Source organism: Micromonospora sp. SH-82 (assembly GCF_051132485.1).
In the GTDB taxonomy this organism is placed as follows: domain Bacteria; phylum Actinomycetota; class Actinomycetes; order Mycobacteriales; family Micromonosporaceae; genus Micromonospora.
The window spans coordinates 5,468,577-5,486,653 of record NZ_CP148049.1; the positions used below are offsets into that span (position 1 = coordinate 5,468,577).

At 71.0% G+C, this 18,077-nt stretch carries 13 protein-coding genes and 1 pseudogene; 5 read left to right on the forward strand and 9 right to left on the reverse strand.

The genetic code is table 11. The annotated features are described in order from the left end of the window. Position 1 precedes the first annotated feature (1 nt). A complete protein-coding gene (locus WHN02_RS23950; protein ID WP_434740935.1) occupies positions 2–895 on the forward strand; it encodes a serine hydrolase in 894 nt (297 codons plus the stop codon). A gap of 18 nt (positions 896–913) precedes the next feature. Here the strand turns inward: WHN02_RS23950 and WHN02_RS23955 are convergent, their stop codons facing one another. Beyond that, on the reverse strand, positions 914–1,909 hold the full coding sequence (locus WHN02_RS23955; RefSeq protein ID WP_434740936.1) for a TerC family protein: 996 nt from the start codon (positions 1,907–1,909) through the stop codon (positions 914–916). A gap of 419 nt (positions 1,910–2,328) precedes the next feature. Between WHN02_RS23955 and WHN02_RS23960 the strand changes: the two genes are divergently transcribed. Then, positions 2,329–2,622 (forward strand): antibiotic biosynthesis monooxygenase family protein, encoded by a 294-nt coding sequence (locus tag WHN02_RS23960; RefSeq protein WP_434740937.1) that lies wholly within the window; start codon positions 2,329–2,331, stop codon positions 2,620–2,622. Between the two features lie 220 nt (positions 2,623–2,842). Here WHN02_RS23960 and WHN02_RS23965 read toward each other — a convergent pair whose 3' ends face one another. Together WHN02_RS23965 and uvrB are read right to left on the reverse strand one after the other, a co-directional pair. Then, positions 2,843–3,763, reverse strand: coding sequence for a helix-turn-helix domain-containing protein (locus WHN02_RS23965; RefSeq protein ID WP_434740938.1), 921 nt, complete (start codon positions 3,761–3,763; stop codon positions 2,843–2,845). An 84-nt stretch (positions 3,764–3,847) separates the two neighbouring features. Next, complete coding sequence (uvrB, locus tag WHN02_RS23970; protein WP_434740939.1) at positions 3,848–5,956, reverse strand: excinuclease ABC subunit UvrB; 2,109 nt, start codon at positions 5,954–5,956, stop codon at positions 3,848–3,850. Positions 5,957–6,283: 327 nt separating this feature from the next. Between uvrB and WHN02_RS23975 the strand changes: the two genes are divergently transcribed. Next, positions 6,284–7,936 (forward strand): hypothetical protein, encoded by a 1,653-nt coding sequence (locus WHN02_RS23975; protein ID WP_434740940.1) that lies wholly within the window; start codon positions 6,284–6,286, stop codon positions 7,934–7,936. 14 nt (positions 7,937–7,950) lie between these two features. On the opposite strand, the gene coaE is transcribed toward WHN02_RS23975, so the two are convergent. Together coaE and rpsA are read right to left on the reverse strand one after the other, a co-directional pair. After that, positions 7,951–9,129 carry a dephospho-CoA kinase gene (coaE, locus tag WHN02_RS23980; RefSeq protein WP_434744047.1) on the reverse strand — a complete coding sequence of 393 codons (1,179 nt, stop codon included), beginning with the start codon at positions 9,127–9,129 and terminating at the stop codon, positions 7,951–7,953. A 159-nt stretch (positions 9,130–9,288) separates the two neighbouring features. Beyond that, a complete protein-coding gene (gene rpsA / locus WHN02_RS23985; protein WP_350897159.1) occupies positions 9,289–10,782 on the reverse strand; it encodes a 30S ribosomal protein S1 in 1,494 nt (497 codons plus the stop codon). Positions 10,783–11,157: 375 nt separating this feature from the next. On the opposite strand from rpsA, the gene WHN02_RS23990 reads away from it, so the two are divergent. Further along, complete coding sequence (locus WHN02_RS23990; RefSeq protein WP_434740941.1) at positions 11,158–12,012, forward strand: class I SAM-dependent methyltransferase; 855 nt, start codon at positions 11,158–11,160, stop codon at positions 12,010–12,012. A gap of 222 nt (positions 12,013–12,234) precedes the next feature. Then, positions 12,235–12,576: pseudogene (locus tag WHN02_RS23995) on the forward strand (DUF3140 domain-containing protein); the annotation flags it as partial. A 16-nt stretch (positions 12,577–12,592) separates the two neighbouring features. Here the strand turns inward: WHN02_RS23995 and polA are convergent. The 4 genes from polA to WHN02_RS24015 form a co-directional block, all read right to left on the reverse strand. Continuing rightward, positions 12,593–15,292, reverse strand: a complete 2,700-nt coding sequence (gene polA, locus WHN02_RS24000; protein WP_434740942.1) for a DNA polymerase I — start codon at positions 15,290–15,292, stop codon at positions 12,593–12,595. Between the two features lie 88 nt (positions 15,293–15,380). Further along, positions 15,381–16,178: an amino acid ABC transporter ATP-binding protein gene (locus WHN02_RS24005; protein WP_350897155.1), complete on the reverse strand. Its 798-nt coding sequence runs from the start codon at positions 16,176–16,178 to the stop codon at positions 15,381–15,383. Further along, positions 16,175–17,158, reverse strand: a complete 984-nt coding sequence (locus WHN02_RS24010) for an amino acid ABC transporter permease (RefSeq protein WP_434740943.1) — start codon at positions 17,156–17,158, stop codon at positions 16,175–16,177. The genes WHN02_RS24005 and WHN02_RS24010 overlap by 4 nt, the downstream gene beginning before the upstream one ends. A gap of 2 nt (positions 17,159–17,160) precedes the next feature. Further along, entirely contained in the window at positions 17,161–18,069 is a 909-nt protein-coding gene (locus WHN02_RS24015; protein WP_434740944.1) for an ABC transporter substrate-binding protein, read from the reverse strand. Between the last annotated feature and the right edge of the window lie 8 nt (positions 18,070–18,077).

The window sequence follows — 18,077 nt, forward strand, 5'->3', positions numbered from 1 at the left end:
GATGACCGGGGCCCCACCCACCGGCGGGGCCCCGGCGCACCCCACCGACCACGACTGGGCCGCCCTCGACCGGCGGCTGGACGGGGTGCCCGGCACCGTGTCGGCGTACCTGGGTCGGTTGGACACCCCACCCACCTGGACCCGGCACCCCGACACCACCCACTACGCGGCCAGCACCATGAAGGTGGCGGTGCTCGCCGCCCTGCACCGGGCCGCCGAAGCGGGCCTCCTCGACCCGGACGCCCCGGTGCCCGTCACCAACGACTTCGCCTCGGCCCGCCCGGGTGCACCCCGGTTCTCCTGCGCCCGGCACTTCGACAACGACGACACGGTCTGGCAGCGACTCGGCGACCGGGCACCACTGCGGTGGCTCGCCGAACGGATGATCGTCCGCTCCGGGAACCTGGCCACCAACCTCTGCCTGGCCCATGTCGGGTCACCGGCGGTGGCCCGGGTCTGGGAACTGGTCGGTGCCCGGCACAGCGTCACCGCCCGGGGGATCGAGGACCTCGCCGCCCGTGAGGTCGGCATCACCAACCTGGTCACCGCCGCCGACCTGGCGGCCCTCCTCGGCGCGATCGCCACCGGCGCCACCCGCCCCGGTCCGCTGGCCACCCCGGCGGGCTGCACGGCGATGCTCGACGTGCTCGTCGCGCAGGAACACCGGGAGGACCTCGCCGCGGGTCTCCCCCCGGGCACCCGGATCGCGCACAAGAGCGGCTGGGTACGGGGGATACGCCACGGCGCCGGCATCGTCTATCCCGCCGACGCTCCGCCGTACCTGATCGTCGTCTGCACCACCCTCGACCCGGAGCACGCCGCCGACCTGGACACCTGCGAGCTGGTCGCGGGGATCTCGGCCACCGCCTGGGCGGCCCGGCACCACCTCGGGTGACGGCCGGGCCGCGCGGGATCAGGGCAGCTTGGTCAACTCGCGGCGACGGTCCCGGGACGACTTGGCAAGGCTCGCCACCGTGGCCACGGCGAGCGTGCCGACGATGACCGACAGGGAGAGCCAGATCGGGATGTGCGGCGCCCAGCCGACCGGCTGGCCCTCGTTGACGAAGGACAGCCGGTTGTCGGCGAGCGCCTCCAGCACCAGTTTGACGCCGATGAAGCCGAGGACCACTGCCAGGCCGTAGCTGAGGTAGACCAGCCGGTTCAGCAGGCCACCGAGGAGGAAGTAGAGCTGCCGCAAGCCCATCAGGGCGAACACGTTCGCGGTGAAGACCAGGTACGGCTCCTGGGTGATACCGAAGATCGCCGGGATCGAGTCGAGGGCGAAGATCAGATCGGTGGTACCGATGGCGATCATGACGATCAGCATCGGGGTGAACACCAGCCGACCGTGACGCCGGTCGGTCATCTTGCCGTCGTGGTAGTCCCGTGAGATGGGCAGCACCCGACGGCTGACCCGGATCAGCGCGTTCTCCTTGAACTCCTCGGCGTCCGGCTCGCCCTGCCTGGCCAGGTTGATCGCCGTGTAGATCAGGAACGCGCCGAAGATGTAGAAGACGAAGGAGAACCGTTCGATCAGAGCGGTGCCGGCGGCGATGAAGCCGCCCCGCATCACCAACGCCAGGATGATGCCGATCATCAGTACCTTCTGCTGGTACACCCGGGGCACCGCGAACCGGGACATGATGATCACGAAGACGAAGAGGTTGTCCACCGAGAGGCTCTTCTCGGTGAGATACCCGGTGAAGAACTCCCCCGCCGGACCGGAGCCCGAGACGAACCAGAGCCCCACCCCGAAGATCACGGCCAGCCCGACGTAGACGGCGGTCCAGATGCTCGCCTCGCGGATACTCGGCTCGTGCGGGCGGCGTCCGATGATCAACAGGTCGATCGTCAGCACCACCACCAGCACGGCCAGGGACACCAGCCACACCCACGTGGACACGTTCACGAACACCCTCCGGCGGACAGGCCAGGCCGGATGCCGACACCCGTGGGGCGTCACACCCGTCGCCCTGGCGCTGGCGACTGTCGGAGGTCTCTTCCGCCACCGGCTCGGCGAGTCGGTGGCCGGCGGGCCCGGGTCACCCGCCCGGCTGGCGGTCGACCGTGCTGACGAGCCCGTCGTGGGGGGAATACTCCCCTCCTCGTCGGTCATTGTTCACCATCACTCGCCCTCGGCGCATCCCCGATGGCAGCGACCCCCACCACACGCCTTTTCGGACGATGGTGTGGTCGTGCCGGGGTGGGCCGCGGCACTCCGCGTTTGGCTTCCTAGGAGGCTAGGTGTCGTCCTCGGGGCGGTGCCCGGACGGGACGGTGTCGGGGGTCGGAGAAGGCGGTACCGGCGCACGTGGCAGGCTCTCGGGCATGGTTCTTGAGGTCGCGCTCATCGACGTACTGCCCGGACACGAGGCGGACTTCGCCGCCGCGTACGCCCAGGGTCAGCCCCTGGTCGCCGGCACCCCCGGATGCCGGTCGGTACGGATGACCCAGGGTGTCGAGTCCCCCACCCGGTTCGTGCTCCTGGTGGAGTGGGACTCGGTGGAGGCCCACGAGGAGAACTTCCGCCAGAGCGAGCGGTTCGCGCAGTGGCGAGCCCTGATCGGCCCCCACTTCGCCGGCCCGCCGCAGGTCGAGCACTTCGTCGACGTCCCCGCCTGAGCGCTCCCGCACCCGGCAGGATCTGCGATGCCACCGGTCTGAGCTGCGACGTCCCGGTCCGGTCACGGTCCGCCGAGCGGGCGGGGCGACGGCAGGATGGGACGAGGTGGCGGATCTGCCGGAGTTTGCCGACATCCCCGGAAATCTGTCGCACTCACGGGTTATCGTCCGGCGGAGGCCACCGGCCCCGGCGGACTCGGGGGCGTCGGGTCCGGTGGCCTCAGCCTCTCCCGGAGACCGGGCTCCGGGGACCCGGAGCCATCGCCCTCGTGGATTCGCCCGACGGCTCGGACTCGGCCCGCGCGGTCAGCAACTCCGCCGACCGCTCCTCGTCCAGGGCCACCCCGACCAGCCAGTCCACCAGTTGGGCGTACCGGTCCAGGTTCGGCTCGGCGACCAGCCGGACGTCGGAGGTGAGCGTCTCCAGCATCACCGTCCGAGGGTCGGCAGGATCCGGGAAGGAGTAGCTGGAGAAGGGGGTCAACGGGTCGGCCGGTAGGGCCGCGCCGTGCGGCAGCACGCGGATCGACACGTTCGACAGGGCACCGAGGTCGACCAGGTGCCGGAGCTGCTCGGTGCGCACCTCGGGCGGGACCCCCACCAGGTCGGCAGCCGTCTCGGTGAGCACCGCCGTGTACCGGGGCGGGTGCGCCCGGCGGAGCACCTCCTGCCGCGCCATCCGGGCGCGTACGTCGGCGTCCACGTCCAGCCCCGGGTCGGTCCACCGGCCCGCCTCGATCCGGGCACGGGCGTACGCCGGGGTCTGGAGCAGCCCGGGGACCAGGGCCGGCTGGTATTCCAGGATGGTCGCCGCCCCCGCCTCCAGTTCGGCGTAGACGCGCTGGCGCTCCCCCATCTCACTGAGCGACTTCCACCATCCCCGGCCGGTCGCCGCGTCCCTGGCGATGACGATCAGGGCGTCGCGCTGCGCGTCGGGGACCTGGTAGACGTCGAGGAGGTCGAGCACGTCGGCCAGATCCGGCCGGCTCTGCCCCAACTCGATCCGGGACAGCTTCGAGGTCGACGCCCAGCCGAGCCGGCCGCACACCTGCTCCAGCGTGAGCGCCCCCTGTCGACGCAGCTGGCGCAGCTCCGCCCCCAGGCGGGCACGACGAATCACTGGACTCGTTGGTAACGGCATCCGGCCTCCCCAGGAGGGAGACTAGCCACTCTGGTCACTCACGGCAATAGATCGCTTGCGGTTAGCGACGATGGGGTGCCCGGGTCAGGACACCCCGGCGGTGTCCATGCCGCGCAGCTCCTTCTTCAGCTCCGCCACCTCGTCCCGGATCCGGGCCGCCAGCTCGAACTGGAGTTCCCGGGCGGCGGCGAGCATCTGGTCGTTGAGCTCCTGGATGAGCTGCGCCAGGTCGGCCCGGGCCATCCCCTCCCGGGACGGGGTGGCGGCGGTCCGGGCGGACCGGCTGCGCGTCTCCTTGACCGGGGCCTTACCCCGCGACAACTGCCGGGCCGCACCCCCGACCCGGGTGTTCTCGGTGTCCTCCGCCTCCCGGTAGATGTCGTCGAGGATGTCGTGGATCTTCTTACGCAGCGGCTCCGGGCTGATCCCGTGCGCCTCGTTGTGCGCGATCTGCTTGGCCCGCCGCCGGCTGGTCTCCTCGATCGCCTCGGCCATCGACGGGGTGACCTTGTCGGCGTACATGTGGACCTGGCCGGAGACGTTACGGGCGGCCCGGCCGATCGTCTGGATCAGGGACCGGCCGCTGCGCAGGAAGCCCTCCTTGTCGGCGTCCAGGATCGCCACCAGCGACACCTCGGGCAGGTCCAGCCCCTCCCGGAGCAGGTTGATCCCGACCAGTACGTCGTAGTCGCCCTTGCGCAGCTCGCTGAGCAGCTCCACCCGGCGCAGCGTGTCGACCTCCGAGTGCAGGTAGCGCACCCGGATGCCGTTCTCCAGGAGGTAGTCCGACAGGTCCTCGGCCATCTTCTTGGTCAACGTGGTGACCAGGACCCGCTCGTCCCGCTCGGTCCGCAACTTGATCTCGTGCATCAGGTCGTCGATCTGCCCCTTGGTGGGCTTGACCACGACCTCCGGGTCGACCAGGCCGGTCGGCCGGATCACCTGCTCGACGAACTCCCCCTGGGCCTGCTCCATCTCCCAGTTGCCCGGGGTGGCCGACAGGAAGACCATCTGACCGACCCGCTCCAGGAACTCGTCGAAGCGCAGGGGCCGGTTGTCGGCGGCGCTGGGCAGCCGGAACCCGTGGTCGATGAGCATCCGCTTGCGGGAGGCGTCCCCCTCGAACATGCCCCCGATCTGGGGGATGCTCACGTGGGACTCGTCGACCACGGTGAGGAAGTCGTCGGGGAAGTAGTCGAGCAGACAGTGCGGAGGGCTGCCGGGGAGCCGGCCGTCGATGTGCATGGAGTAGTTCTCGATGCCGGAGCAGAAGCCGACCTGCCGCATCATCTCGATGTCGTAGGTGGTCCGCATCCGCAACCGCTGCGCCTCCAGCAGCTTGCCCTGCCGATCCAGCTCGGCCAGCCGCTCGGCCAGCTCCGCCTCGATGTCGCGGATCGCCCGCTCCATCCGCTGCGGACCGGCCGCGTAGTGCGTTGCCGGGAAGATCAACAGGTTGTCGACCTCACGGATCACGTCCCCGGTCAGCGGATTGAGGTAGTAGAGCTTCTCCACCTCGTCACCGAAGAGCTCGATCCGGACCGCCATCTCCTCGTACGCCGGGATGATCTCCAGGGTGTCGCCGCGGACCCGGAAGGTCCCCCGCTGGAAGGCCATGTCGTTGCGGGTGTACTGGATGTCGACCAGCCGCCGCAACAGCTGGTCGCGGTCGAGTTCCTGCCCGACGGTGACCCGGACCGCCCGGTCGAGGTACTCCTCCGGGGTGCCCAGACCGTAGATGGCCGAGACCGTGGCCACCACGATCACGTCGCGGCGGGTGAGCAGCGACATGGTCGCCGAGTGCCGCAGCCGCTCCACCTCCTCGTTGATCGAGGAGTCCTTCTCGATGTAGGTGTCGGTCTGCGGGATGTACGCCTCGGGCTGGTAGTAGTCGTAGTACGAGACGAAGTACTCCACCGCGTTGTTCGGGAGCAGCTCGCCGAACTCCTTGGCCAGCTGGGCGCAGAGCGTCTTGTTCGGCGCCAGCACCAGGGTCGGCCGTTGCAGGCGCTCGACCAGCCACGCCGTGGTGGCGCTCTTGCCGGTGCCCGTCGCACCGAGCAGCACGGTGTTGCGATCACCGCGACGGACCCGCCGCTCCAGGTCGTCGATCGCCGCCGGCTGGTCACCGGCGGGCTGGTAGTCGCTGACGACCTGGAAACGGCCGTCGAGCCGAGGAATGTCGAGCGCCATGTCACCACCGTACGCCGGGGGTCCGACACGCTACGACGACTACGGTGAGTTGATGATCGGCTTCAATATTCCCATTGTGTGGCACATCTCACCGGGCTAAGGTACTGCCGTAGGCCGCTCGCGGCGGCCGACCGGCCCGACGGGCCGAGCCGTCATCGGCCGCCCGTCGCCCGGCACAGGGTCGCAGCACCCGGCTCACACCGGCGTGCGCACCGACGTGGTCGCGCGGGAGGCGCAGACCGGCCGCCGCGAGCGCCCTGCACGTCGGGCGGCCACCCGACCACACTTCACACGTCACCCACCGACCACCCCGGTAGTTCACCTGGCGTGACCAGTTCCGCCCGGAATGCCCGTACCACCGGCTCCGCCCGGGTCGACCGCCACGGACCCGCCACGGCCCCCGTGCCGGGCCGCGGTCCGCTGCCCGACGCCGACGCGGTGAACCGGCAGGACGCGCTCCTGCCCGGCCTCGACGACGAGCCCGACGTGACCGACACCCCCGCCGGTCCGGTACCCCGCCGCACCCTGCTGGGGGTGCTCGTCACGACGGCCGTCGTGGCCGCGGCGGCACTGGTGGCGGTCCTGGTGACCTGGGAACCCGAACCCACGACACCGGCCCGTGACCTCACCCGGGCCGAAGCCGACAGGTTCGCCGCCCTGCGGGTCACCAACCACCGCGACGTCCGGTCCGGCCTGCGGATCACCGTCGGCTCCGGAGCCGGCCGCCTCGACCTCGTCGGGTGGGTCGACTGGGCACTTCCGCTGGTCTACCTCGACGTCGGCGGCCCCGGTGCCGGGGCGGACCGGGGACTCGTCCAGGCCACCCCGACCCACCTGTTGACCCGGCCCGACCCCACCGCCGTCCCGACCGCCGCCCCACCGCCGCTGCTGCCGCCGACCGACCGGTGGCGGTTGCAGGAGCGCCCCCTCGGCCTGGGCCCCCTGCTCGACCTGCTGTTCGGTCTCGCGGCGGACAACCCGGACCTGGGAGCCGGGAACGGCGTCCGATGGCTGGGCACCGCCACCGCCGGCGGCGCGGCCGTCGACCTCGTCCAGGGCGCACTGCCCGGCTCCGGCCGGACCGCCGCGGTGCGCAGCTTCGGCCCGGCGACCCCCCTGCCCGACTCCGGGCGGGAAGGTCGGCAGGGCGCGGGCACCACCGGTCCGCCCTCCGACGCCCCCCGGTCGGGCACCCCGGACCGCGCCGACGACCGCCCCACCGGCAGGGTCGTGGAGGGGCACCCCCGCTACTGGCTGGACCGGGACGCCCGCCTGCGTCGGCTGGAGGCGCGGCTGCCCGGTGACGTCCCCGTCGCCGTCGAGCTGAACCGGACGGACCGGCCCGTGCTGCGTCCGGTCGCCGCGCTCGGCGGCCGACCGGGTCTACCGCGTCAGCTCACCGCCGCCGAGCAGCGCAGACTCGCCAAGGTCCCGACCGCACTGCGGGCACGGGGGGCGGGACCGGTGACTGTCACCGCCCCCGTCACGACCTCCCGCAACCTGCGCGCCGCCGGTTGGCTGAGCTGGACCGGGGCGGTCGCGTACCTGTCGGTGGCCGACCTGGACGCCCCCGAACGCCGGACCCTGGTACGCCACGGTGCCGCCGGGACACTGCGGACCCGGCGTCCGACCACCCCGGCCGACGGCACCGCCGAGGCACCCGCCCGACCACCGGTGGCCGCCCCCACCGTCGGCTGGCAGCGGGGGCGCGCCGACGACCTCGACCGACTGGTGGGGATGACGCTGCGTCCCGAAGGGATCGACCTGACCGCCCCGGCCCTGCGGCTACGCGAGGAACGACTGGCCGGTCGGACCGTCGACGTCATCGAGGTACGCACCGCACCGGCCCCGTCCCGGCTGTGGATCGACCGCACCGGTCGGCCACACCGACTCGAACTGCGCGGATCGGGCGGCACCTGGCTGCAACTGGACGTCCACACCGGTCCGGTGCCGCGACTACCGCCCCCGCCGCCCCGCTGACGCCGTCGGTGTCCTCAGGGCCGCCACCCGGTCTGGTTCGCCCACTGCTCGGCCCGCAGATACTCCTCGTCGAACCACGGGTCCTTCGCTGTGGCGTACGCGCCGCTGTCCGGGGCCGTCGCCGCCAACTCCCGCTTGAGCATCAGGTACGCGGCCCGCTGGTCGGGGTCGGCCCGCAGATGGTCGCGCATCAGCAGGGCGTACCGCCATCCGGGGGAGCCCGCCGGCCGGACGTGCAGGTGCACCGGACGCCCCGGATCGGCGCTGCCGTGCAACCGCTTCTCCCAGCGTCCGCTCCCGGCCGGGCGGGGGTTGTCCCACCACTCGCCGGGCACCCGGGGGAATCCGGCGTCGGCGAGCCGGTCGGCGACCTCGTCCGCCTCGGTCAGCGACGACACCGTCAACTGGATGTCGATGACGTCCTTGGCGGCCAGCCCCGGCACCGCCGTCGAGCCGATGTGGTCGATGCGCGGGTCGGCCGGGGCGAGCGCGTGCCGGAGCCGGGCCGCCAGTCGGGCGTACTGCTGCGGCCAGGTGGGGTCGGGGTCGCTCAACACCACCCGTCGGGTCCGTACCGGTCGCCGGTGCCGCAGGTTCTCCTCGTACGGCAGCAGCCGCTCCCGCCACACCGCGTCCACCTGGGCGTGCAGCTCGTCGAGGGTGCCGTCGTTGGTGACCAGGACGTCGGCCGCGGCCCGCCGGCGGTCGTCGTCGGTCTGCGCCGCGATCCGCCGTTCGGCCTCCGACCGGTCCATCCCCCGGTCCTGCGACAGCCGGGCCAACCGGATCGGCACGGCGGTCTGCACCACCACCACCAGGTGGTACGTCGGGGCGAGCCCCACCTCCACCAGCAGCGGTACGTCGTTGACCACCACCGCGTCCGGGGGCGTCGCCGCCATCAGCTCGACCGTCCGGGAGCGCACCCGGGGGTGGGTGATCGCCTCGAGCCGCCGACGCCCCTGCTCGTCGGCGAAGACCAGGGCACCGAGGGCGGCCCGGTCGAGTGCCCCCTGCGGGGTGAGGACCCGGTCGGAGAAGGCGGCCACCACCTCGGCCAGCCCCGGGGTGCCGGGGGCCACCACCTCCCGGGCGACCTGGTCGGCGTCGATCACCACCGCGCCCGATTCGCGCAGCCGTCGGGCGACGGCGCTCTTTCCCGATCCGATCCCACCGGTCAATCCCACCCGCAACACCCCACCAGTCAACCGCATCACGGGCGTCACACCAACTCGCCTTCGGGTGATCGTGCGGCGGCGGGTCGTGCCGTGGACACGGCGGAGCCCCGCCGCGACGACCGGACGAACCGGATGTCGCGACGGGGCTCCTGGTGCTCGGTGAGCGCCGTCAGCGGGTCACTTGCCGCCGGCGAGCTTCTCCCGCAGCGCGGCGAGCGCCTCGTCGGTGGCGAGGGTGCCGGCCGGCTCCTCGTTCTGTCGGGCCGGAGCCGACGAGGTCGAGGTGGTGGTGCCACCGGTGGACACGGCCGGAGCCGGGTTCGCGGCGGCCTCGGCGTCGGCGGCCCGGGAGTTCTGCACCTGCTTGGTGTGGGCCTCCCAGCGCTGACGCGCCTCGGCGTACTGCTGCTCCCACTCCTCGCGCTGCTTCTCGTAGCCCTCGAGCCACTCGCCGGTCTCCGGGTCGAAGCCCTCGGGGTACTTGTAGTTCCCCTGGTCGTCGTACTCGGCGGCCATGCCGTAGAGGGTCGGGTCGAAGTGCTCCTCGCCCTCGACGAAGCCCTCGTTGGCCTGCTTGAGCGACAGCGAGATCCGGCGGCGCTCCAGGTCGATGTCGATGACCTTGACCATGACCTCGGAGCCGACCTGGACGACCTGCTCCGGGATCTCCACGTGGCGCTCGGCCAGCTCGGAGATGTGGACCAGGCCCTCGATCCCGTCGTCCACCCGGACGAAGGCACCGAACGGCACCAGCTTGGTGACCTTACCCGGGACGATCTGCTGGATCGCGTGGGTCCGGGCGAACTGCCGCCACGGGTCCTCCTGGGTCGCCTTCAGCGACAGCGAGACCCGCTCGCGGTCCAGGTCGACGTCCAGGACCTCGACCTCGACCTCCTGGCCCACCTCGACGACCTCGGACGGGTGGTCGATGTGCTTCCAGGACAGCTCGGAGACGTGCACCAGACCGTCCACGCCGCCGAGGTCGACGAACGCACCGAAGTTGACGATCGAGGAGACGACGCCCTTGCGGACCTGCCCCTTCTGGAGCTTGTTGAGGAACTCGGTCCGCACCTCGGACTGGGTCTGCTCGAGCCAGGCCCGGCGGGACAGGACCACGTTGTTGCGGTTCTTGTCCAGCTCGATGATCTTGGCTTCGAGCTCCCGGCCGACGTACGGCTGCAGGTCGCGCACCCGGCGCATCTCGACCAGCGAGGCGGGAAGGAAGCCGCGCAGCCCGATGTCGAGGATGAGGCCACCCTTGACCACCTCGATGACCGAACCGCGGACGACGCCGTCCTCGTCCTTGATCTTCTCGATGGTGCCCCACGCCCGCTCGTACTGCGCGCGCTTCTTCGAGAGGATCAGACGCCCCTCCTTGTCCTCCTTCTGGAGGACAAGGGCCTCGATGTGGTCACCCACCGAAACGACTTCGGCCGGGTCCACGTCGTGCTTGATCGACAACTCCCGAGAGGGGATGACACCCTCGGTCTTGTAGCCGATGTCGAGCAGGACCTCGTCCCGATCGACCTTGACGACGGTGCCTTCGACAATGTCGCCGTCATTGAAGTACTTGATGGTCTCGTCGATCGCGGCGAGGAAGGCTTCCTCTGAACCGAGGTCGTCGATGGTGACCCTGTTGGCGCTCGAGGGGGCCTCGATGCTGCTCGTCATGTGGGCGGTTGCTCCGGTCGGATGGTGTGTCACAGCAGGCTTGGTGTTGCGGTGACCTGTTCGCGCCAACGGATCCGCCGTCGGGCACACCGAACGATCGCCCTGAGATGATCATTAGTGGCTCCGTGGCCGCGCACCTGCTCCCTGCCGAGACACGCGATCCGCGAGCGCATCCTCTACCCTACCGTGTGCATTACCACAGCGTGCAAGCCCCGGGGGTACGTGATCCGGCCCGCTTTTCTCCGACGGCCGCCCCATATGCACCTGTGACGATACTTCGCGGTGGAACGCCCCTGAACGAACCACACGTCGCCCCCGCCCCGCCACCCGCGTCGTACCGCCCGACCCGGGGTGGCCGGCCCCTACACTGCCGAGGTGAGTGACGACGCCGACGAACCGGGCGGCCCCCGGGACGACTCCCCCGAAGCCGACGAACGGGCCGTGCTGCGCCGGACGGTGACCGACGCGGAGAGCCGGCAGGCAAGCCGGTCGTGGTGGGACACCGACGCCGACGACTACCAGGCCGAACACGGCGCCTTCCTCGGCGACCTGGACTTCGTCTGGTGCCCGGAGGGGCTGCGCGAGGCCGACGCCCGACTCCTCGGCAAGCTGGCCGGCCGCCGGATCCTGGAGGTGGGCTGCGGCGCAGCGGCGGCCGCCCGGTGGTTGGCCACCCAGGGCGCCCAGGTCGCCGCCGTCGACCTCTCCGCCGGGATGCTGCGCCACGCCGCGCAGGCCGCCGACCGGACCGGGGTACGCGTACCGCTGGTGCAGGCCGACGCCCTCGCGCTGCCCTTCGCCGACGGCGCGTTCGACACCGCCTGCACCGCGTTCGGGGCGATCCCGTTCGTGTCCGACTCGGCGGCGGTGATGCGGGAGGTGCACCGGGTCCTGCGCCCCGGCGGCCGGTGGGTCTTCTCGGTCACCCACCCGATGCGCTGGATCTTCCTCGACGATCCGGGCGAGGGCGGGCTGCGGGCGGTCCACTCGTACTTCGACCGCGACCCGTACGTCGAGCAGGACGCCACCGGTCTGCCCACCTACGTCGAGCAGCACCGCACCCTCGGCGACCGGATCCGTGAACTGGTCGGGGCCGGGTTCCGGCTGGTGGACCTGGTGGAGCCGGAGTGGCCGGCGGGGCACGAGGGGATCTGGGGGCAGTGGAGCCCGCTGCGGGGTCGCCTCTTCCCGGGCACCGCCGTCTTCGTCGCCGAGCGACCCGAGGAGTGAGACCCGCGCCCGTCGGAGCGCACCGCGACGGACCCCTGCGGAGGCGGACCCCGGGCCAGGCGGGCCGCTCGTTTCCCATCCGGCTCGCCGGGTACCCGCAGGTCGTGGCCGGACGGCGGGTCCGCCCAGGGGTGACGCCCCTGCGCCGGACCACGCACCCGACGGGCCACTGACGTCCCACAGGGGGCGAGACCTCGCACACCGACCGGAGGGCACAACGCCATGAGCGAGCGTGACCAGGGCCGGGACACCTACCGGGAGTTCACCGAGGCGGTCAACATGAAGCCCGGAGAGCTGTCGACGTGGTTGGAGACCGAGGAGTCCAAGCACGTCGGCTGGATGAAGAAGGGCACCAAGGGCGGCGAGTCGGTGGGCCACGCCTCGGGTCGACGGATCATCGACCTGCTGCGCCGTAAGCGCGCCGACCTCACCGACAACGACTACCGACACATGCGCAAGGTCATCGGGTACGTCCACCGGCACCTCGCCCAGCGCCCCGCCGGGGACGTCCGCGACACCCGGTGGCGGTGGTCGCTGATGAACTGGGGCCACGACCCCCTCCGGTGAGGGGGCCGGTCCCCTAGTGGTCGGCGCTGTTCCAGTCGCGGCCCTCGCCGACCGACACCTCCAACGGCACCGACAGCGGATACGCGTCACCCATCCGCCCTCGGACCAGCTCCTCCAACGCGGTCCGCTCCCCCGGGGCGACCTCGAAGACCAGCTCGTCGTGGACCTGCAACAGCATCCGTGACCGCAGCCCGGACTCCCGCAGGGCCGTGTCGACGTGCAGCATGGCGACCTTGATGATGTCGGCGGCGGACCCCTGGATCGGGGCGTTGAGCGCCATCCGCTCGGCCATCTCCCGTCGCTGCCGGTTGTCGCTGACCAGGTCCGGCAGGTAACGGCGGCGGCCCAGGACGGTGGAGGTGTACCCGTCGTGGCGGGCCTTGGCCACCACCTCGTGCAGGTAGTCGCGGACCCCGCCGAACCCGGCGAAGTAGTTCTCCATCAACCCCCGGGCCTCCTCGGCGCTGATGCCGAGCTGCTGGGAGAGACCGAAGGCGCTGAGCCCGTACGCCAGGCCGTAGTTCATCGCCTTGATCTTGCGGCGCTGGTCGGCGGTGACCGCCTCGACGGCGACCTCGAAGACCGACGACGCGGTGGCGGCGTGGAAGTCGGCACCGGAGTTGAACGCGTCGATCAGGGCCTGGTCGCCGGAGAGATGGGCCATGATCCGCATCTCGATCTGGCTGTAGTCGGCGGTCAGGAGGGTCTCGTACCCCCGGCCCACCACGAAGGCCCGCCGGATCCGGCGCCCCTCCTCGGTGCGGATCGGGATGTTCTGCAGGTTGGGTTCGGTCGAGGAGAGCCGCCCGGTGGCCGCCACCGTCTGGTTGAACGTGGTGTGGATCCGCCCGTCGTCGGAGACCGACTTGAGCAGACCGTCGACGGTGGACTTCAACTTCGCCACGTCCCGGTGCCGCAGCAGGTGGTGCAGGAGCGGGTGTTCGGTCTGCGCGTACAGCCACTGGAGGGCGTCGGCGTCGGTGGTGTAGCCGGTCTTGATCTTCTTGGTCTTCGGCAGGTTCAGCTCCCCGAAGAGGATCTCCTGCAACTGCTTCGGCGAGCCCAGGTTGAACTCCCGCCCGACCACCCCGGACGCGCTCTGCGCGGCGGCCTTCACCTCCCCCGCGAAGTGCGCCTCCAACTCCGTGAGGTAGTCGGTGTCGGCGGCGATGCCGATGCGCTCCATCCCCGCCAGCACCCGCATCAGGGGCAGCTCCACCTCGGCCATCAGCCGGGCCGACTGCTCACCGTCCCGGGACAGCTCGGCGTCGATCGCGTCGGCCAGGTCGAGGGTCGCCCGGGCCTGGAGCATGAGGTTCTCCTCGGCGCGGCCGTCGTCACCCAACCCCTCCAGGGTGAGCTGCCCGGTCTCCGGCGCGTCCACCCGCAGCTCCCGGTGCAGGTAGCGCAGCGCCAGGTCGGTCAGGTCGTAGGAACGCTGGTCGGGGCGGGCCAGGTACGCCGCGATCTGGGTGTCCCGGGCGATCCCGGCCAACTCCCACCCGGCGGCGGCGAAGGCGAGCACCGCCGGTTTGCTGTCGTGCAGGACCTTCGGTCGGGTCGGGTCGGCCAGCCACGCCGACAGGGCACTCTCGTCGCCCGGGTCGAGGGTGGCCGGGTCGAACCAGGCCGCCGCCCCATCCCCGGTGGCCAGGGCCATCCCCAGCACCGAGGCGGTGTGCCGCCGGTTGGGACCGGTGTCGAGCTTGACCGCCACCCCGACCCCGGTTCCCGCCGGGCCGTACGTCTCCAACCACCCGGCGAGCGCCCCCGGCTCGGTGAGGACCTGCCCGGCCAGGTCGAACCCGGACTCCGCCTCCGGCTCGACGGCGTCGAGATACTGGTAGAGCCGGTCCCGCAGGATCCGGAACTCCAGGGCGTCGAAGACCTGGTGGACGGCTTCCCGGTCCCAGCCGCTCCACCGGGCCTCCTCCGGGGTCAGCGGCAACTCCAGGTCGGAGACGAGACAGTTGAGCTCGTAGTTGCGGATCACGTCGGCCAGCCGCTCCCGCAGACTGTCACCGGCCTTGCCCTTGATCTCGTCGGCCCGGGCGATCACGCCCTCCACCCCGCCGTACGCGTTGATCCACTTGGCGGCGGTCTTCGGCCCCACCCCGGGGACCCCGGGGAGGTTGTCGCTGGTCTCGCCGACCAGGGCGGCCAGGTCCCGGTAGTGGCCTGGGCCGACACCGTACTTCGCCTCGATCGCGGCGGCGTCCATCCGGGCCAGGTCGGAGACGCCCTTACGCGGGTAGAGCACCGTGATCCGGTCGTCGACGAGCTGGAAGGCGTCCCGGTCCCCGCTGCTGACCAGCACCGTCATGCCCTGGTCGCGGGCCTGACAGGCGAGGGTGGCGATGACGTCGTCGGCTTCGTACCCCTCCTTCTCCACCACCGGGACCCGCAGCGCGGCGAGGACCTCCTTGACCAGGCTCACCTGGCCCTTGAAATCGGTGGGGGTCTCGCTGCGCCCGGCCTTGTACTCCGCGTAGCGGTCGGTGCGGAAGGAGTGGCGGGAGACGTCGAAGGCGACGGCGATGTGGGTGGGCTGCTCGTCGCGGAGGACGTTGATCAGCATGGAGGTGAAGCCGTACACCGCGTTGGTGGGCTGCCCGGTCGTGGTGGAGAAGTTCTCCACCGGCAGGGCGAAGAACGCCCGGTATGCCAGGGAGTGTCCGTCGACGAGGAGCAGGCGCGGAGTCGTAGCAGTCACGAGGCGACTCTAGTCCGAGGCTCCGACAGCCCGGCACAGCGGCACGGCCCCGGTCGGCCCGCAGCGGGCCGACCGGGAACCGACGCCGTCAGAGCACCTTCGCCAGGAACGCCTTCGTCCGGTCGTGGCGGGGGTTCGCGATGACCTCCCGGGGCGCCCCGGACTCCACCACCACTCCCTCGTCCATGAAGACCAGACTGTCCCCGACCTCCCGGGCGAACCCGATCTCGTGGGTCACCACGATCATGGTCATCCCGTCGCGGGCCAGGTCCTTCATCACCTCGAGGACCTCACCGACCAGCTCCGGGTCCAGGGCGCTGGTGGGCTCGTCGAAGAGCATCAGCTTCGGCTGCATGGCCAGGGCGCGGGCGATCGCCACCCGCTGCTGCTGCCCGCCGGAGAGCTGACCCGGATAGTTGCCCATCCGGTCACCGAGCCCGACCCGCTCCAGCAGCGCGGCGGCCCGGTCCCGGGCCACCGACCTCTTCTCCCGACGCACCATCAACGGCGCCTCGGTGACGTTGTCCAGGGCGGTCTTGTGCGGGAAGAGGTTGAACCGCTGGAACACCATCCCGATCGAACGGCGCTGCGCGGCGACCTCCTTCTCCCGCAGCTCGTGCAGCTTCCCGCCGCGTTCCCGGTAGCCGATCAGCTCCCCGTCCACCCGGATCCGACCGGCGTTGATCTTCTCCAGGTGGTTGATGCAGCGCAGGAATGTCGACTTGCCCGACCCCGACGGCCCGAGCAGACAGCAGACCTCACCGGTGCCGACCTCAAGGTCGATGCCCCTGAGGACCTCGACCGACCCGAACGCCTTGTGCACCTGCTCGGCCCGGACCATCGGCTCCGCGGCCGTGGCGTCGGGTGACTCCGTCACGTCGGTCATGACTTGACCGCCTCCGTCCCGGCGCCGCCGCCGGCCTCCGCCGTTATCCCCCGCAGCTTCAGCTTCGCCCGGCCGCTGCGCCCGTGCCCCTTGGCGAAGTGCCGCTCCAGGTAGTACTGGCCGACAAGCAGGATGCTCGTCAACGCCAGGTACCACAGGCAGGCCGCCACGTACATCGGAAACAGTTGGTACGTCCGGGTACCGACCGCCTTGAGCTGGAAGAACAGCTCGGCGGAGACCGGTACGAAGGCCACCAGCGAGGTGTCCTTGAGCATCGCGATGGTCTCGTTGCCGGTCGGCGGGATGATCACCCGCATCGCCTGCGGCAGGACGATCCGGCGCAGGATCTGCCCCCGGGTCATGCCCAGCGCCTGCGCCGCCTCGGTCTGCCCCTCGTCCACCGACTGGATACCGGCCCGGACGATCTCGGCCATGTACGCCGCCTCGGACAGACCCAGTGCCAGCACACCCGCCACGAACCCGGTCAGGATGTCGAGGGTGTTGAACCCGAACAGCCGCGCCTCGAAGTCGGTGATCCCGAACAGGGCACCGATCTGCCTGTCGAAGGGCAGCCCGAACTCCAGCCGGGCCCAGAGGATCCCCAGGTTGCCGAAGAGGATCGCCAGGACCAGCCGGGGCACCGCCCGGAAGAACCAGGTGTAGACCCAGGCCACCCCGCGCAGGACCGGATTGTCCGACAACCGCATGATCGCCAGCACGACGCCCAACCCGATACCGAGCAGCATCGACAGGACGAGCAGCAGGAGGGTGCCCCGCACCCCGGCCATGATCGGCGGACGGAACATCTCGTCGACCATGAAGGTCCAGTTGAACGCCGTGTTCGTGACCAGCATGTTGACGAACATGGCGGTCAGGACGGCGAGCACCGCGACGGCGACCCACCGCCCGGGACGCCGCACGGGCACGGCGCGGATGGGTTCCGGCCGTGCCCGCTCGGGAGAATCCGTCTCCACCGACATGGTTACGGGTTCACCGCAGGATCGGTGATCGCCCCACCCTCGACACCCCACTTGGCCAACACCGTCTGGTAGGTGCCGTCGGCGATGACCGCCTTCACCGCGTCCCGGACCACCTCGGCGAACTCGGTCTGGTCCTTGGCCAGGGTGTAGCCGTACGGAGCCGACTCGTAGATGTCACCGAGCGACTCCAACTGCCCACCGCTCTCCTTCACCGCGTACGCCCCGACCGGCGAGTCGGCCAGCATCGCGTCGTTCTTGCCGCTGATCACCGCAGCCGTCGCGTCGCTCTGCGCCTGGTACTGGTCGATGGTGATGGCCGGCTTCCCGGCGTCGGTGCACGCCTTCGACCGGTCGGTGATGTCGTCCAGCTGCACCGTGCCGACCTGCACCGCGATCTTCTTGCCGCAGGCGTCGGTCGGGTCGACCTGAGCCGGGTTGCCCTGCTTGGTCGCCCACTGGGTGCCCGCCGAGAAGTAGCTGACCATGGTCACGGTCTGCTTACGCTCGTCGTTGATGGTGAACGAGGAGACCCCGATCTCGTACTTGCCCGAGGTGACACCGGGCAGGATCGCGTCGAACGGGGCCGCCTCGTACTCCGCCTTCAGGCCCAGCTTCTGCGCCACCGCCGTGAACAGCTCCACGTCGAAGCCGACCACCGTACGGCCGTCGGTGTCCAGGAACTCCGCCGGCGCGTAGGTGGGGTCGGTGCCCACCTTGATCACGCCGTCGGCCTTGATCGCATCCGGCACCCGCGCCGCCAGGGCGTCGTCGACCGCCGAGGTGACGGTCGGCCCGGCACCCGGCTGGTCGCCGGTGCTCTCCTTCTCCCCGCAGGCGGCGAGGGAGAGGGTGAGCAGGGCCGCACCGGCGACGCCGAGCGCCGCCCGTCGACCACCGTTGATCGTGAACATCCGTGGCT

What these genes read in the sequence shown, in the direction of transcription:
- WHN02_RS23950 (WP_434740935.1), top strand. Translation starts at nt 2, where the DNA reads ATGACCGGGGCCCCACCCACCGGCGGGGCCCCGGCGCACCCCACCGAC.
- WHN02_RS23960 (WP_434740937.1), top strand. Translation starts at nt 2,329, where the DNA reads ATGGTTCTTGAGGTCGCGCTCATCGACGTACTGCCCGGACACGAGGCG.
- WHN02_RS23965 (WP_434740938.1), bottom strand. Translation starts at nt 3,763, where the DNA reads ATGCCGTTACCAACGAGTCCAGTGATTCGTCGTGCCCGCCTGGGGGCG.
- uvrB (WP_434740939.1), bottom strand. Translation starts at nt 5,956, where the DNA reads ATGGCGCTCGACATTCCTCGGCTCGACGGCCGTTTCCAGGTCGTCAGC.
- rpsA (WP_350897159.1), bottom strand. Translation starts at nt 10,782, where the DNA reads ATGACGAGCAGCATCGAGGCCCCCTCGAGCGCCAACAGGGTCACCATC.
- WHN02_RS24005 (WP_350897155.1), bottom strand. Translation starts at nt 16,178, where the DNA reads ATGACCGACGTGACGGAGTCACCCGACGCCACGGCCGCGGAGCCGATG.
- WHN02_RS24010 (WP_434740943.1), bottom strand. Translation starts at nt 17,158, where the DNA reads ATGTCGGTGGAGACGGATTCTCCCGAGCGGGCACGGCCGGAACCCATC.
- WHN02_RS24015 (WP_434740944.1), bottom strand. Translation starts at nt 18,069, where the DNA reads ATGTTCACGATCAACGGTGGTCGACGGGCGGCGCTCGGCGTCGCCGGT.